This is a genomic window from Pseudomonas sp. YuFO8 (genome assembly GCF_035065025.1).
GTDB classification, from domain to species: domain Bacteria; phylum Pseudomonadota; class Gammaproteobacteria; order Pseudomonadales; family Pseudomonadaceae; genus Aquipseudomonas; species Aquipseudomonas putida_AE.
In genome coordinates this window covers 40,228-54,914 of the sequence record NZ_JAXDEQ010000042.1, presented here as the reverse complement: position 1 = coordinate 54,914, position 14,687 = coordinate 40,228, and the positions used below count along the sequence as shown (strand labels likewise).

15 protein-coding genes and 1 riboswitch are annotated in these 14,687 nt (G+C 63.2%); of the genes, 2 read left to right on the top strand and 13 right to left on the bottom strand.

Going from position 1 to position 14,687, the window contains the following annotated elements; translation table 11 throughout:
- Positions 1–232: 232 nt before the first annotated feature.
- The 13 genes from SOP95_RS26455 to cobO all read right to left on the bottom strand — a co-directional run bounded on the left by SOP95_RS26455 (position 233) and on the right by cobO (position 11,625).
- Positions 233–799: a glutathione peroxidase gene (locus SOP95_RS26455; protein ID WP_274074929.1), complete on the bottom strand. Its 567-nt coding sequence runs from the start codon at positions 797–799 to the stop codon at positions 233–235.
- A 198-nt stretch (positions 800–997) separates the two neighbouring features.
- Entirely contained in the window at positions 998–2,206 is a 1,209-nt protein-coding gene (locus SOP95_RS26450) for an MFS transporter (protein ID WP_274074928.1), read from the bottom strand.
- 52 nt (positions 2,207–2,258) lie between these two features.
- The gene (locus SOP95_RS26445; protein ID WP_274074927.1) at positions 2,259–2,663 is read right to left on the bottom strand and encodes a MarR family winged helix-turn-helix transcriptional regulator; all 405 of its coding nucleotides are present in this window, start codon (positions 2,661–2,663) and stop codon (positions 2,259–2,261) included.
- Positions 2,664–2,684: 21 nt separating this feature from the next.
- Entirely contained in the window at positions 2,685–3,416 is a 732-nt protein-coding gene (locus tag SOP95_RS26440) for an adenosylcobinamide-GDP ribazoletransferase (protein WP_323608844.1), read from the bottom strand.
- Positions 3,417–3,418: 2 nt separating this feature from the next.
- Positions 3,419–3,994: an alpha-ribazole phosphatase family protein gene (cobC, locus tag SOP95_RS26435; protein ID WP_323608843.1), complete on the bottom strand. Its 576-nt coding sequence runs from the start codon at positions 3,992–3,994 to the stop codon at positions 3,419–3,421.
- Positions 3,991–5,046 (bottom strand): nicotinate-nucleotide--dimethylbenzimidazole phosphoribosyltransferase, encoded by a 1,056-nt coding sequence (cobT, locus tag SOP95_RS26430; RefSeq protein ID WP_323608841.1) that lies wholly within the window; start codon positions 5,044–5,046, stop codon positions 3,991–3,993. The genes cobC and cobT overlap by 4 nt, the downstream gene beginning before the upstream one ends.
- Complete coding sequence (gene cobU / locus SOP95_RS26425; RefSeq protein WP_323608840.1) at positions 5,043–5,564, bottom strand: bifunctional adenosylcobinamide kinase/adenosylcobinamide-phosphate guanylyltransferase; 522 nt, start codon at positions 5,562–5,564, stop codon at positions 5,043–5,045. Before cobU ends, cobT begins: the two co-directional genes overlap by 4 nt.
- A gap of 121 nt (positions 5,565–5,685) precedes the next feature.
- Complete coding sequence (locus tag SOP95_RS26420; protein ID WP_323608839.1) at positions 5,686–7,137, bottom strand: cobyric acid synthase; 1,452 nt, start codon at positions 7,135–7,137, stop codon at positions 5,686–5,688.
- The gene (gene cobD, locus SOP95_RS26415; RefSeq protein ID WP_274074921.1) at positions 7,134–8,126 is read right to left on the bottom strand and encodes a threonine-phosphate decarboxylase CobD; all 993 of its coding nucleotides are present in this window, start codon (positions 8,124–8,126) and stop codon (positions 7,134–7,136) included. Before cobD ends, SOP95_RS26420 begins: the two co-directional genes overlap by 4 nt.
- On the bottom strand, positions 8,119–9,027 hold the full coding sequence (gene cbiB, locus SOP95_RS26410; protein ID WP_323608838.1) for an adenosylcobinamide-phosphate synthase CbiB: 909 nt from the start codon (positions 9,025–9,027) through the stop codon (positions 8,119–8,121). Before cbiB ends, cobD begins: the two co-directional genes overlap by 8 nt.
- Positions 9,024–9,674 (bottom strand): 5,6-dimethylbenzimidazole synthase, encoded by a 651-nt coding sequence (gene bluB, locus SOP95_RS26405; RefSeq protein ID WP_323608837.1) that lies wholly within the window; start codon positions 9,672–9,674, stop codon positions 9,024–9,026. The genes cbiB and bluB overlap by 4 nt, the downstream gene beginning before the upstream one ends.
- Entirely contained in the window at positions 9,671–11,017 is a 1,347-nt protein-coding gene (locus tag SOP95_RS26400) for a cobyrinate a,c-diamide synthase (RefSeq protein WP_323608836.1), read from the bottom strand. The genes bluB and SOP95_RS26400 overlap by 4 nt, the downstream gene beginning before the upstream one ends.
- Positions 11,014–11,625 carry a cob(I)yrinic acid a,c-diamide adenosyltransferase gene (gene cobO, locus SOP95_RS26395; protein ID WP_008065287.1) on the bottom strand — a complete coding sequence of 204 codons (612 nt, stop codon included), beginning with the start codon at positions 11,623–11,625 and terminating at the stop codon, positions 11,014–11,016. Before cobO ends, SOP95_RS26400 begins: the two co-directional genes overlap by 4 nt.
- A gap of 83 nt (positions 11,626–11,708) precedes the next feature.
- Positions 11,709–11,944: riboswitch (cobalamin riboswitch) on the bottom strand.
- A 151-nt stretch (positions 11,945–12,095) separates the two neighbouring features.
- On the opposite strand from cobO, the gene SOP95_RS26390 reads away from it, so the two are divergent.
- Entirely contained in the window at positions 12,096–12,680 is a 585-nt protein-coding gene (locus SOP95_RS26390) for a hypothetical protein (protein WP_323608834.1), read from the top strand.
- A 67-nt stretch (positions 12,681–12,747) separates the two neighbouring features.
- On the top strand, positions 12,748–14,061 hold the full coding sequence (locus SOP95_RS26385) for a PQQ-dependent sugar dehydrogenase (protein WP_323608833.1): 1,314 nt from the start codon (positions 12,748–12,750) through the stop codon (positions 14,059–14,061).
- Positions 14,062–14,687 lie beyond the last annotated feature (626 nt).

Genomic DNA, 14,687 nt, shown 5'->3' with positions numbered 1-14,687 from the left:
GAGCTTTTCCAATTTTGGCCAGAAGCCGAAGACGGCTTCCACGAATAGGCCTTATACATAGATGCAACGGGGCGACGGTTTTTTAAAAGCGGGTAGACAGTGGGGGCGAGTCCATACATAGGAGCTGCCGCAGGCTGCGATCTTTTGATCTTGTTTGTAAAAATCAAAGTCAAAAGATCGCAGCCTGCGGCAGCTCCTACAGGGTTGCGTCAGGTTCGGTAATGGGTGTCGATCAGGGCGTGGCAGCCAGAGGCGGCGAAGCCAGTGCCTTCTCCACCGCTTCAATGAATTCAGGATCATCGGGCTTGGTCAGGCTGGAGAAGCTGGCGATCACCTTGCCCTGGCGATCGACCACGTACTTGTAGAAATTCCACTTCGGCGCACTGCTCTGTCTGGCGAGCACCTTGAACAGGTTGGTTGCATCGTCGCCACGGACTTTCTGCGGTTCGGTCATGGTGAAGGTCACGCCGTAGTTCACGTAGCAGACCTTGGCCGTCTCGGCGCCGTCCTTGGACTCCTGCTTGAAGTCATTGGACGGCACACCAATCACCTCCAGCCCCTGCGCCTTGTAACGCTGATTGAGCGCCTCAAGGCTTTTGAACTGCGGGGCAAAACCACAGAAGCTGGCGGTATTGACCACCACCAGCGGCTTGCCGGCGAAGCGCTGGCACAAATCGATGGATTCGTTGGCGCGCAACTTGGGCAACGAGCCTTGCAGCAGCGCCGGGCACTCGTCCGCCTGAGCCAATCCGGTAAATGCTACCAGTAACGCGGGAACCGCCAGCCAGCGCATCAGCATATCGGTACTTCCTTGAGGATTCTTGTGAGGTTGACGTTACTCGCCCTCACTTCCTTCTAGCAAGTCTCTAGCAAGCCGCCTTCTAGCATGCCCCGCCCAACTGCATCAGCGCCAGGCCTCCCTGGTGCCAGCCCCACCACGCCAACGCCAGCAGCAAGGCGCAGACAGCGACGAGCACGATCCGCGGCCAGAGGCTGTTCATGTCGCACTCATCTGGCTTTGCAGGCGCGCCACCGGCCGCTCACGCACAGGCCAGTTCAGGGCCGCGGCCATCAGGCTCAAGAGAATCGCCACCTGCCAGATCAAGTCGTAGCTCCCGGTCCGGTCATACACCACCCCGCCCAGCCAGCCACCGAGAAATGACCCGAGCTGGTGAAACAGGAAAACGATCCCACCGAGCATGGACAGGTTTCGTACGCCGAACAAGGTGGCCACGGTGCCGTTGGTCAAAGGCACGGTCGACAACCACAGCAATCCCATGCCCATCCCGAACAAGTACGCGCTGGTGGTCGTCACCGGCGCCCACAGAAACAGCGCGATCACCACCGCTCGCAACAGGTACAGGGCGGTAAGCAAACGCGGCTTGGACATGCGCCCGCCGAGCCAGCCGGCGGTATAGGTGCCGAAGATGTTGAACAGGCCGATCAGCGCCAGCACCGTGGTGCCCACGGTCGCCGGCAGATGTTGATCCACCAGGTACGCCGGCAGGTGCACGCCAATGAACACCACCTGGAACCCACAGACAAAAAAGCCGAATGCCAGCAGCCAGAATCCCGAATGGGAACAGGCCTCGTGCAGCGCTTCAGAGAGGGTTTGCTCGTGGCCGAGTACCGGCAGCGGTTTGTCCTTGAGCATGCCCACCAGCGGCACGATCAGCGCCACCAGCAGCCCCAGCGCCAGCAAGGCCGCGGACCAGCCGAGCCAGCCGATCAACCCGAGCGTGCCGGGCAGCATGGCGAACTGGCCGAACGAACCGGCGGCGCTGGCGATGCCCATGCCCATGCTGCGTTTTTCCGGCGGCACCGCGCGCCCGACCACGCCGAGGATCACCGAGAAGGAGGTGCCCGACAGACCGATCCCGATCAGCAGGCCGGCGCTCAGGGACAAGGTCACCGCCGAGTCGGAAAGCCCCATGCACACCAGCCCCGCCGCGTACAGGACACCGCCGACCAGCACCACTTTCGCTGCGCCAAAACGGTCGGCCAGGGCGCCGGTGAACGGTTGCGCCAGGCCCCAGATCAGGTTCTGCAGGGCGATGGCGAAGGCGAAGACTTCACGCCCCCAGCCGAATTCGGCGCTCATCGGCGCCAGGAACAGCCCGAAACCGTGTCGCACCCCCAGGGATAACGCCAGGATCAGCGCACTGCCCACCAACACCCAACCGCACGTACGCCACATCGAGGTCATTCTTGTTCTCCTGTCGCGGGTATATACCCGCTTATAATCGTACAAACCGGCTTCATGCCAGTTCGTCCAGCAACTTGAGCAACGTTTCGCGCTTTTCGGCGCCCAGGCGATCTACCAACCGCTGTTGCGCCGCCTCCCACGCCGGCAAGGCTGCTTCCAGGCGCTGGGCGCCCGCTTCGGTCAGCCGGACGATGCGGTTGCGCATGTCCTCGCCCTCCACCAGCGTTACCAGGCCTTCACCTTCCAGCACCCGCAGATTGCGCCCCAGGGTGCTGCGATCCAGCCCCATGGCCTCGGCGAGCGTAGAAATACTCGGTTGATCCAGGCGCTGCAGATTGCACAGCAAAGAATACTGGGCAACGTTGATCCCGAAGCCATCGAGAGCGCCGTCGTAATGCCTGCTGACGCCACGGGCGGCGCGACGCAGGTTGATACATAAACATTGGGAGTCGAGCATGATGCGTGTATATACCCGTGGTTAGATAAGTGCAAGTCCTGCGAGGATCGCAACTTCCAGCAATTCCAGCAACGCCCCCGCCGTGTCTCCCGTCGTGCCACCCAATCGACGCAGCATCACCTGCCTCAGCCAGACGAAAATCAACGCTGCCAGCAACAGCGCCCATACGGCGCTGAGACCGGCGATCAGCACACACAACAGGCTACTTGCCGCCAGCACCTGCTTGCCCGACAAGCGCGGAAGATGATCGGCCAGCGCCTGACCCAAGCCACCGGGACGCACATAGGACGTGGTGAGGAATAATCCCAGCAGCGCGCTGCGACTGATCAAGGGAACGATGATCAGGGCCAGTGCATGCTGCTGTTCGATCAGCGCCACCAGTGCGGCAAATTTCAACAGCAACACCAACACCAGTGTGACCACTGCGATCGGCCCGCTGCGCGGATCCTTCATGATCGTCAATGTACGCTCACGATCGCCGAATCCGCCCAGCCAGGCATCGGCGCTGTCGGCCAGGCCGTCCAGGTGCAGCGCGCCGCTGAGCAGCACCCACACCGCCAGCAACAATGCCGCATGAAGCAACAATGGCGTGCCCAGCAACAGCCAGTTCAGCGCCCATAGAATCGCGCCGAACAGCAAACCCACCAGCGGATAAAACAGCAGCGAGCGCCCCAGTTCCTCAGGCGTCGGCATGCCCGGCAGGCGAATCGGCAGGCTGCTGAGAAATTGCAGGGCGATCCAGAACGGCAACATGGTCAGCGCACTTCCTTCAATACACCACCGGGCTCGACCGCCAGCGAGAACAGCGCCCCATGTGTCACTTCGACATTGAGCAGTTGCTCGCGTGGCAAGCCCCGGGCATGGGCCAGCAATAATCGCATGACCCCGCCATGACTGATCAGCAGCACACGTTCCCCGGCGTACCGCTCACGCAAACTCGCCACCGCCGCCAGCACCCGCGCGGAAAAGTCCGCGACCGGTTCGCCCTCGGGCGGGGTAAAGGCATAAGGATCCGCCCAGAACAAACCCAGGGCCTGGGCGTCGGTTTCCATCAACGCAGCGGCACTCTGCCCCTCCCAGGCACCGAAGTGCAGTTCTTGCAGGTTGCTGTCCAGCTCGATCGGCAGCCCTGATTGCACCGCCAGTTCTTCGGCGAATCGTGCACAACGCTGCAACGGCGAACTGACCAGGCGATCCCAGGGCCCCTGCTGCGCCACCGCTTCGCGCATCTGCGCCCAGCCCTTGTCCGTCAGCGCGTCGTCGAGGCTGCCGCGCAAGCCGCCGCCGAGTTCGGTTTCACCGTGACGCAACAGATCCAGATGCAAAATCATGCCGGACGATCCGCCACCGCCGCTTCGGCGAACGTCGCCATCTGCCCGTGCAGGTCACAGGCCAGGCGCAGCAATGGCACGGCCAACGCGGCGCCACTGCCTTCGCCCAGGCGCAACCCGAGGTCCAGCAAAGGCTGGGCATTGAGGGTTTCCAGCACATGACGATGGCCCGGCTCGGCTCCGCGATGACCGAACAACAACCATGGCCGGCACGACGGATTCAAACGCACCGCCACCAACGCCGCGACGCTGCAGATGAACCCGTCCACCAATACCGCGATGCCGTGCTGGGCGCTAGCCAGGTAGGCGCCGACCAGTGCCGCGATTTCAAACCCACCGAGGTTGAACAGGGTCTGCAACGCATCGCCACGCTGAGCGCCGTGCAAGGCCAGCGCGCGCTCGATCACTTGAGCTTTATGACTGACACCCGTCGCATCCAGCCCGGTACCCGGCCCGGTCATATGCACCACCGGACAATCCAGAAAGGCACAGGCCAGGGCGCTGGCCGCCGTGGTGTTGCCGATGCCCATTTCGCCACTAATGAACAGTTGCGCGCCCATCGCGATGGCACGCTGCACGCTGTCGCGACCGGCCTGCAAGGCGCGTTCGCCCTGAGCCACGGTCATCGCCGGACCCTGGGCGAAATTCGCCGTGCCCGGACCGATGTTCAGGTGACGCACACCCGTCAGGTTCAACGACGGGGTGATGGTGCCGAGGTCGACCACTTCCAGGGAGGCGCCCAACTGCCGCGCCAACACGCTGATCGCCGCACCGCCGCTGACGAAGTTGTGCAGCATCTGCCCGGTGACTTCCTGGGGATAGGCCGACACCCCCTCGGCCACCACACCATGGTCACCGGCAAAAATCGCGATCCACACCCGCTCCAGACTCGGCTTGACCTGCCCCTGGAGCCCGGCCAGTTGCACCGCCACCGACTCAAGCTGACCGAGGGAGCCGGCCGGTTTGGTCAGTTGCTGTTGACGGGCTTGCGCCTGCTCGACCGCCTGGGCGTCGATAGGTTGGCACGGGGTCAGCCACCACGATGAGCTCATAACGCAGTTCCTTTCAAAGTCAGGGGCAGGCCGGCGACGGTCAGGATGACGCGCTGACAACGCTCGGCCAGGGCTTGATGCAGCCAACCGGCTTCATCGACGTAGCGGCGAGTCAATTCGCCCAGCGGCACGACACCCATTCCGGTCTCGTTGCTGACAAAAATGATTTCACCCGGCAATGAGGCCAGGCATTCGAGCAAGGCTTCGCGCTCGGCGTTCAGGCGTTCAAGATCATCGAGCATCAGCAGGTTGGTCAGCCACAGCGTCAGGCAATCTACCAGCAGACAGCGGTTGGCGCTGGCGTTCTCGCGCAGGACGCGGGCCAGTTCCAGCGGCTCTTCGATCAACGCCCATTCGGCGGGACGGCGGGCGCGGTGATGGGCGACACGCTCGTTCATTTCGCCGTCCAGGGGTTGGCTGGTGGCGATGTAGGTCACTTGGAGTTGGCTGTCGGTTGCCAGTTTTTCAGCCAGGCGACTCTTGCCGGAGCGGGCGCCGCCGAGGATCAGTTGGAGCATTGTTTATTCCATAAATTGTGCAGTGTCATGACGGGCCCCTTCGCGGGCAAGCCCGCTCCTACAGGGAACGCGGTCAAACTGTAGGAGCGGGCTTGCCCGCGAAGAGGCCGGTAAAGCCAACTCAAATCCCACAGAGCTCACGCAACAGCCCGGTATCCAGATGCTTCTCCACCAGATCCGCCAACCGCTCGATATCCCGCTCGCGCAACCCGTGGTAATCCACGTCCTGCACATCCTGCAATCCCGCCCAGCGCAACAGCGCACTGCACGCCGCCGGTGACTCGAACAGGCCATGCAGGTAGGTGCCGAAAATCTGCCCGTCGACACTCTGCGCGCCATCGCAGCGACCGTCATCGAGCTGCACGGCAGCGTTTTCCAATGCCGGGCCAGTGGTGACGCCAGCATGGATTTCGTAACCGCTGACCTCAGCATTCTCCAGCGCCAGGCGCCCACGCACGTTGCGCAGCTGCTTCTCTTCTTCCAACTGTGTTTCAAACGCCAACAGCCCCAACCCCGCACTCGAGCCCGACGCCCCTTCCAGCCCCAGCGGATCATGCACCTGCTCCCCCAGCATCTGCAGACCACCGCAAATACCCAGGACCTTTCCGCCATAGCGCAAATGCCGGAAGATCGCGGCATCCCAACCATTGGCACGCAGGTACGCAAGATCGCTGCGCACGCTTTTCGAGCCAGGAAGAATGATCAGGTCGGCCGGTGGAATCGCCTGGCCGGGGCCGATGAATTGCAGGTCCACTTGCGGGTGCAGGCGCAGCGGATCGAAATCGGTGTGGTTGCTGATGCGCGGCAACACCGGCACCACCACTTTCAACAGTTTCCCGGCCTTGTCGGCCTGGCGCTGATCGATGCCGTCCTCGGCTTCCAGGTGCAAATCCATCACGTAGGGCAGCACGCCGATCACCGGTTTGCCGGTGCGCGCCTCGAGCCAGTCGAGACCGGGTTGCAGCAGCGCGATGTCGCCACGAAAACGATTGATGATGAAGCCTTTGACCCGCGCCTGTTCGCTAGGCGACAGCAGTTCCAGGGTGCCCACCAAATGGGCGAAAACCCCACCGCGATTGATGTCGGCGATCAGCACCACCGGGCAATCCACCGCTTCGGCAAAGCCCATGTTGGCGATGTCGCCGGCACGCAGGTTGATCTCGGCCGGTGAGCCCGCGCCTTCGACCATCACCACGGGATACGCCGCGCTCAAGCGTTCATGGGAGGCCAGCACCGCTTGCATGGCGATAGCCTTGTAGTCGTGATAGGCCACGGCGTTCATGGTCGTGACCGCACGACCATGGATGATCACCTGGGCGCCGGTATCGCTGTTGGGTTTGAGCAGCACCGGGTTCATGTCGGTGTGGGGTTCAAGATGGGCGGCCTGGGCCTGCACCGCTTGGGCGCGGCCGATCTCGCCACCGTCGGCGGTCACCGCGCTGTTGAGTGCCATGTTCTGCGGCTTGAACGGCACCACGCGGACACCCTGGCGTGTCACCCAGCGGCACAGCGCCGTTACCAGGGTGCTTTTACCGGCGTCGGAGGTGGTGCCCTGCACCATCAGCGTGGTCATGGGTGTTCCTTGGCGTAGGCGTCCAGCGCCGAAGCGAGACGTGCCCAGTCGGCTTCATCGCCAGGCAGACCGAAACGCAGGCTGCTGTTGTGGGTGAACAGGCGCAGCAGAATGCCGCGCCGGGCCATGAAGTCGTGAAGCAGTTCGGCGCGCTCGGTGCTCAGCCACTGGAACAGGGCGCAACCGCCCTGGGGCTCGAGGCCGTATTGCGTCAACAAGGTGGCCAGCCGCGCGCTGGCCTCATCGGTACGCAAGCGCTGGCGCGTGTGACCTTCGGTGTCGCGCAGGCATGCCTGGCCGAGCACCCGGGTCGGCCCGCTGACCGCCCACGGCCCGACCTGCTCGGCGAGCAGCTTGAGCAACCGGCGCTCCGCCAGGACAAAACCCAGGCGTACCCCGGCCAGGCCGAAAAACTTGCCAAAGGAGCGCAGCACGATCAAACCGACCTGATGGGCAAACGGCGCCACGCTCAGGTGCGGCGTGTTGTCCATGAAGGCCTCGTCCACCACCAGCCAGCCACCGCGCGGGGCCAGGCGCGAATGCCAGTCGAGCAGACGCGCGGGCGTCAGGTTCAGCCCGGTCGGGTTGTTCGGGTTGACCACCACCAGCACGTCGAGGCTGTCGACAAAGAAGTCGACTTCCTGCTCCAGCACCTCGCGCACGATGTAGCCATTGCGCCGCCACGCCTCGGCATGCTCGGCGTAACAAGGCGACAGCACGCCGACCTTGCCCGCCCGGCGCAAGCGCGGCAGTAACTGGATGGCCATCTGTGAGCCGGCGACCGGCAGTGCCTGCAGGGTGCCGTAGTAGTCACAGGCCGCCTGCTCCAGGCCGTCATCGGTTTCCGGCAACCGCGCCCAGGCGCGCAGCGGGATGTCGGGCACGGGAAACGGCCAGGGCGCCAGGCCGCTGGACAGGTCGAGCCAATCGGCTTCGTCAATGCCGTAATCGTGCGCCGCCTTGCGCAGTCGTCCGCCGTGCTCAAGCATAAAATTCAGCCCCCACGCACAAAATCAGCAGCCACAACCATACCCCACGCTGGACCAGTTGCCAGCCGCGGTCGATGGCGTCGGCATCCGCCGGCACGCCCTCGCCCAGCTTCGGGCGCTGATGCAGTTCACCGTGATAAATCGCCGGCCCGCCCAACTCGACGCCCAACGCACCAGCACCCGCCGCCATCACCGGGCCGGCATTCGGGCTATCCCAGGTCGGCCCCTGGGTGCGCCAGCATTTCAACGCCAGGCGGGTCTTGCCCAGCAGCGCGTAGGTCAACGCCACCAGACGCGCGGGAATGTAGTTGAGCACATCGTCAATCTTCGCCGCCGCCCAGCCGAACCTCTCGAAGCGCTCGTTGCGATAGCCCCACATCGCGTCCAGGGTGTTGCTCAAACGGTAGAGCACCACGCCCGGTGCGCCAGCCACGGCAAACCAGAACAATGCGGCGAACACCGCGTCACTGCCGTTTTCCAGCACCGATTCGGTGGCGGCACGGGCGACGTCGGTTTCATCCAGATCGCTGGTTTTACGGCTGACCAGATAACTCACGCGTTGGCGTGCTTCTTCAAGATTACCGCTACGCAATGCCTTGGCCACCGGCGTGACATGCTCGCCGAGGCTGCGCATGCCCAGGGCGCAATAGAGCGCAAGAATCTCGATGATCCAGCCGACGTAGGGCGCCCAGGAAAATGCCGTGGCCAACAGGGTCAGCGGCAACACGGCGATCACCCACGCGGTGACCCCATGGCTGCGCCAGCCGCGTCCGCCACCGTTGAAACGTTGCTCGATGCGCTCGGCAAATCGGCCGAACGCCACCAGCGGATGCCAGCGTTTGGGTTCACCCAGCAGCGCATCCAGCGCCACCGCGGCGACACTCAACAACGCCACACTCATTGACTCACTCCCCAATAGTTTTCATACAACAGCTCACTCAGCGGACGCGCCTGCGCCCAGCCTTCGAGTACCAGCATCGGTGCCGGATAAAAGGCCTTGACCGGTCCCAGGCAAAGAATCGCCAAGGGCTTGGCACCCGGCGGCAGGCCCAGCAGGTCCGCCAGGGCTTGCGGCTCGAACAGCGAGACCCAGCCCATGCCCAGCCCTTCGGCGCGGGATGCCAGCCAGAGGTTCTGGATCGCGCAGGACAACGAGGCCAGGTCCATTTCCGGCAGGGTACGACGACCGAAGATATGCCGTTCGCGATCGTCCATCAGCGCGGCGACCAGCACCTCGGCGCAATCGTTGATGCCCTCGACCTTGAGCTGCATGAACTCGTCGGTGCGCTCACCCAGGGCCTCGGCGGTGCGCACGCGCTCCTGCTCCACCAGGACCTGGATCTGGCTGCGTAGCGCGCGGTCACTGATGCGGATGAAGCGCCAGGGCTGCATCAGGCCAACACTCGGGGCCTGATGCGCGGCTTCGAGCAGGCGCCGCAGTAAATCGGGCTCGACCGTGCCGCCGGCGAAGTGGCGCATGTCGCGGCGTTCGCCAATGGCGCGGTAGACCGCATCGCGTTCGGCTTCGGAGAAGGCGTTGTCGGTCATGGCCTCTTCGCTGTAGGAGCTGGCTTGCCAGCGAAGGCGGCCTCAAGGTCGGGCGCAAACAACGCGGCAACCGCCTTCGGATTGGACGGAAAATAAAAATGCACATAAGAGGCCGTCATCCGCCCCTCGCGATAAACCGCCTCTGCCCCGCGCCCGCCGTTAGGGCTCAAGCCCCGGGCAATCGGAACAAGCTCGGTCGTGGTCAACGAATGATGATAGGTATGCCCACGCAGCGAACCTTCCGGCAGCTCCACCGCCTGCAAGGCCAACGCAGCCAGGCGCTTCTGCATCACCGCATCGCCCTTCAACAAGCCGACCAGCTCTGCCCGAGTACCCTCAACATCGGTCAACGAGTCGAGCAGATAAAGCATCCCGCCACATTCCGCCAACAAGGGTTTGCCCGCCGCGTGATGCGCGCGGATCGCCGCCAACATCGAGGTGTTCTGCGACAGCGCCACATGGTGCAATTCCGGATAACCGCCCGGCAGATACAAGCTGTCCGCCTCTGGCAAACCAGCGTCACGGATCGGCGAGAAAAACCGCAACTCGGCACCCATCGCCCGCAACAGATCCAGGCTGGCGCCATAGGTGAAGGCAAACGCCTCATCACGGGCCACGGCGATGCGCACGCCAGCCAGAAGCGGTTCGGCCGCGATTACATCCGGCGCGGCGAAGGTCACCGCCGGTGGCAGCGCGACTTCGCAACTGCTGGCCAGGGCGTCTGCCGCTGCATCCAGGCGCACGTCCAGGTCGTTCAACTCGCTGGCTTGCACCAGGCCCAGGTGGCGGCTCGGCAATTCAATGCCGGTCTCCCGAGACAAGGCGCCGTACCAGCGCAGGCCTTCGGTCAGGCTGCCTTCGAGTAGTTGCGCATGGCGCAGGGTGCCCACGCGGTTGGCCAGCACGCCGGCAAACGGCAAGTCCGGCTGATAGCGCGCCAGGCCCAGGGCCAGTGCGCCAAAGGTCTGGGCCATGGCGGTACCGTCGATCACAGCGAGCACCGGCACGCCGAAATGCCGCGCCAGATCGGCGCTCGACGGTGTACCGTCGAACAGCCCCATGACGCCTTCGATCAGGATCAGGTCAGCCTCAGCGGCGGCCTCCCACAACAGGCGACGGCTTTCCTGCTCGCCGACCATCCACATGTCCAGTTGATACACCGGCGCACCGCTGGCGCGTTCGAGGATCATCGGGTCGAGAAAATCCGGGCCACACTTGAATACCCGCACCTTGCGTCCCTGGTTGCGATGCAACCGGGCCAGCGCGGCGGTCACGGTGGTCTTGCCCTGGCCGGAGGCCGGCGCGGCAATCAGTACCGCCGGGCAATGACGAGGTTGATTCACAGCTCGACGCCTTTTTGCGCTTTGATACCGGCCTGGAAGGCGTGCTTGATCATGCCCATTTCAGTGACCGTGTCGGCCAGTTCGACCATCTCCGGCTTGGCGCCGCGACCGGTGACCACCACGTGCTGCATTGGCGGGCGCGCTTGCAGGTCGCTAAGCACCTGATCGAGATCGAGGTAGCCGTGCTTGAGGGCGATGTTCAGTTCGTCCAGCACCACCAGGCCAATCGATGGGTCGCGCAGCAGTTGCTGCGACACCGCCCAGGCCGCTTCGGCCGCCGCGATGTCGCGCTGGCGATCCTGGGTCTCCCAGGTGAAACCTTCGCCCATCACATGAAAACGCACCTGCTCGGGGAAGCGCCGGAAGAACAGTTCTTCGCCGGTGCTGTTGCGCCCCTTGATGAACTGCACCACACCGCACTGCATGCCATGCCCCATGGCACGCGCAAGCATGCCGAAGGCCGAGCTGCTCTTGCCTTTGCCGTTGCCGGTCAGCACCAGCAGCAGGCCACATTCGTTCGGGGAATTGGCGATGCGTTCGTCGATCACGGCCTTTTTGCGCAGCATGCGCGCCAGATGACGTTCGTCACGATCAGGGGTATCAGACATGGGGGAGCTCTCCGTTGAAGCAGGATTAACGGCGGGCAGGCACAAGAATAGACGGCAAGAAGCCTGGCATCGCCCACCGTGATGCCGCTTGGATGGATCAGGCCGGTCTCCGGGCTCATGAGCGGCGTAATGCCGGACTGCGCGCCTTCCCGCATCATGGATCGACGCAGTGGCTTCTGACGCAGTTTTCACTCATTTACCGTTGCGGGGGCAGCGCCGGGATCGCGGGGCTTCATCGAATGAAGCGCTCAACTCACCGGCTTCCCTGTTTCACTCTGTCGACCCAAAGCCACAGAGCACCTGAAACAAGCGGCGAAGGTTAGAGGGTTGGGGGTGGAGCGTCAATTGAAGACGCGGTACCGCGGCGAATAACTGCCACCCATCAATAATGTGACGTCAATCTTGTGCCACACTCACAGCAGTGATATCAAATAGCCACAAGCCTCAACACAATAACAAGGGTGAACCCCATGCAAGGCATCATCATCAGCAATCCGAAGCTGGAATTCCTGCGTCCGGTCCTGGAACGCTGGTTCGACTGTATCGACCGCTACAACGCCGTGCGCGGCGACACCGAGACGCCCTACTGGCTCGACGAAAAAGCCAACCTCGGCCTGCTGTCCGCTGCGGCCTGGATGGCCGAAATGATCACCCTGCAACAATCACCTACCCGCAAACAGACCGAAGAAGGCGAACGCAACGGCCGCGCCGATCTGTTTATCGCCACGCCCGAAGCACGCGCCTGGCTGCAGATCACGCAACGCTGGCCACGGGTCAACAGCCTGAACCTGACCCAGGCCCTGCTGGACATCACCAGCGACGCAAAAAAAATCAGCTACGCCAGCGACCTGAAAATCGGCTGCCTGTTCGTCGCGCCGCACAAGAACCAGCAAGGCGCCACCCCCGAAGAACTGCAGGACATGGTTGATGACCTGCAAAAGGAGCACAGCTGCGCCGTGGCCTGGTATTTCCCCTATGCCTATCGCAAATTGCGCAACGAAGCCGGCCACTATCACCCCGGCATCGCCGTGCTGCTCAAGGAAGCTCGCGGCTAACGTTGAACCATCGGGCTGCCGCGCTTCTCTATGGTTTAAGTCACTTCATTCATAGGGAAGGTCAGCAATGCGCACGTCTCAGCTGGTTTTCATTATCGCATTAGCGGGAGGGCTCGCCGCCTGTGGCGAAACCGCCCGCTTGCAAGTCACTGACGGCACCGGGCCGTCCCCCAAGCTCCCGGAACCCAACAAGACCCTGTTCCCGACGATGAACATCGCCCCGGCCATCGGCTGGGCGGACGGCGCCAAACCCGTCGCGGCCAGCGGCACCCAGGTCGGCGCCTTTGCCGAGGGCCTCGATCATCCGCGCTGGCTTTACGTGCTGCCCAATGGCGACGTACTGGTCGCCGAAACCAACGCCCCGCCCAAACCCGATGACAACAAAGGCATCAAGGGCTGGATCACCAAGAAAGTCATGGGACGTGCCGGTGCCGCCGTTCCGAGCCCAAACCGCATCACGCTGCTGCGCGACAGCAACCACGATGGCATCGCCGAAACCCGCACGGTGTTCCTGGAAAACCTCAACTCGCCCTTTGGCATGACCCTGGTCGGCAATGACCTGTACGTTGCCGACACCGACCGGCTGCTGCGCTTTCGCTATGTCGATGGCGACACGGCCATCAAGTCGCAACCGATCAAAGTCGTCGACCTGCCGGGGGGCACCCTTAATCACCACTGGACCAAGAACGTCATCGCCAGCAAGGACGGCAGCAAGCTCTACGTCACGGTGGGCTCCAACAGCAACGTCGGCGAAAACGGCATGGACCAGGAGCAAGGGCGCGCGGCGATCTGGGAAGTGGATCGTGCCACCGGCAACCACCGGATCTTCGCTTCAGGCCTACGCAACCCCAACGGCATGGCCTGGGAGCCACAAAGCGGCGCGCTGTGGACCGCCGTCAACGAGCGTGACGAAATCGGTAGCGACCTGGTGCCGGACTACATCACTTCGGTGAAAGATGGCGCCTTCTATGGCTGGCCATTCAGCTATTACGGCCAGCACGTCGACGTCCGCGTCGACCCGCAAAATCCCGACCTGGTGGCCAAGGCGATTGCCCCGGACTACGCGGTCGGCCCGCACACCGCCTCACTGGGCCTGACCTTTGCCGAGGGCAACAAGCTGCCGGCGCAGTTCAAGGAAGGCGCTTTCATCGGCCAGCACGGCTCATGGAACCGGAAGCCGCATAGTGGCTACAAAGTGATATTCGTGCCCTTCAGCGGCGGCAAACCGAGCGGTCAACCGGTGGATGTGCTCAGCGGTTTTCTCAATGACGAGGAAAAAGCCATGGGCCGGCCGGTGGGTGTGGTGGTTGATCAGCAAGGGGGTTTGCTCGTGGCCGATGATGTGGGGAACAAGGTGTGGCGGGTGTCGGCGGTGCAATAACCTGCACATGAAACAGGCCTGTCGGTCGGCCGCCTTGCTTTGGATTTGGCTCTGGCTTTGGCTTTGGTTCTGGCTTTTGATTTTGATCTTGATCTTGATCTTGATCTTCTTGCCCCATCGTGAGGCCGAGTGGAGGTTCTGCGCAGTGGGTAAACCGGCATGGATGCCGGGTTAGCCGCGGGGTGTCAGACTTCCCGCGTTATCGTTGACCTCCATCGCGAGCAAGCTTGCTCCTACAGGCTTTTCCAAGTGACTCGCCGTAAGGGCGAAACCATAAGCGGCCGTTACCGAAGGAATGGATATGTACTCGGTCAAGAAAATCCAGGTCGGCTGTCAGGCCGCCATCGCTGGCAAGCCAGCTCCCACAGTTGATCGGGTACAGCCGGGAGAGATTGGTCGGCTATCAGGCCGTCATCGCTGGCAAGCCAGCTCCTACAGTGGATCGTGTACAGCCGTAGGAGATGGGTCGGCTGTCAGGCCGCCATCGCCAGCAGGCTGGCTCCCACAGTAGATCGGGTACGGCCGTGGGGAGATGGTGCGGTTGTCAGGCCGTCATCGCTGGCAAGCCAGCTCCTACAGTGGATCGTGTACAGCCGTGGGAGATGGGTCGGCTGTCAGGCCGCGCC

Bases quoted from the DNA above. Each gene is read 5' to 3' on its own strand.
- SOP95_RS26455 (WP_274074929.1), bottom strand. From the start codon at position 799: ATGCTGATGCGCTGGCTGGCGGTTCCCGCGTTACTGGTAGCATTTACC.
- SOP95_RS26450 (WP_274074928.1), bottom strand. From the start codon at position 2,206: ATGACCTCGATGTGGCGTACGTGCGGTTGGGTGTTGGTGGGCAGTGCG.
- SOP95_RS26445 (WP_274074927.1), bottom strand. From the start codon at position 2,663: ATGCTCGACTCCCAATGTTTATGTATCAACCTGCGTCGCGCCGCCCGT.
- SOP95_RS26440 (WP_323608844.1), bottom strand. From the start codon at position 3,416: ATGTTGCCGTTCTGGATCGCCCTGCAATTTCTCAGCAGCCTGCCGATT.
- cobC (WP_323608843.1), bottom strand. From the start codon at position 3,994: ATGATTTTGCATCTGGATCTGTTGCGTCACGGTGAAACCGAACTCGGC.
- cobT (WP_323608841.1), bottom strand. From the start codon at position 5,046: ATGAGCTCATCGTGGTGGCTGACCCCGTGCCAACCTATCGACGCCCAG.
- cobU (WP_323608840.1), bottom strand. From the start codon at position 5,564: ATGCTCCAACTGATCCTCGGCGGCGCCCGCTCCGGCAAGAGTCGCCTG.
- SOP95_RS26420 (WP_323608839.1), bottom strand. From the start codon at position 7,137: ATGACCACGCTGATGGTGCAGGGCACCACCTCCGACGCCGGTAAAAGC.
- cobD (WP_274074921.1), bottom strand. From the start codon at position 8,126: ATGCTTGAGCACGGCGGACGACTGCGCAAGGCGGCGCACGATTACGGC.
- cbiB (WP_323608838.1), bottom strand. From the start codon at position 9,027: ATGAGTGTGGCGTTGTTGAGTGTCGCCGCGGTGGCGCTGGATGCGCTG.
- bluB (WP_323608837.1), bottom strand. From the start codon at position 9,674: ATGACCGACAACGCCTTCTCCGAAGCCGAACGCGATGCGGTCTACCGC.
- cobO (WP_008065287.1), bottom strand. From the start codon at position 11,625: ATGTCTGATACCCCTGATCGTGACGAACGTCATCTGGCGCGCATGCTG.
- SOP95_RS26390 (WP_323608834.1), top strand. From the start codon at position 12,096: ATGCAAGGCATCATCATCAGCAATCCGAAGCTGGAATTCCTGCGTCCG.
- SOP95_RS26385 (WP_323608833.1), top strand. From the start codon at position 12,748: ATGCGCACGTCTCAGCTGGTTTTCATTATCGCATTAGCGGGAGGGCTC.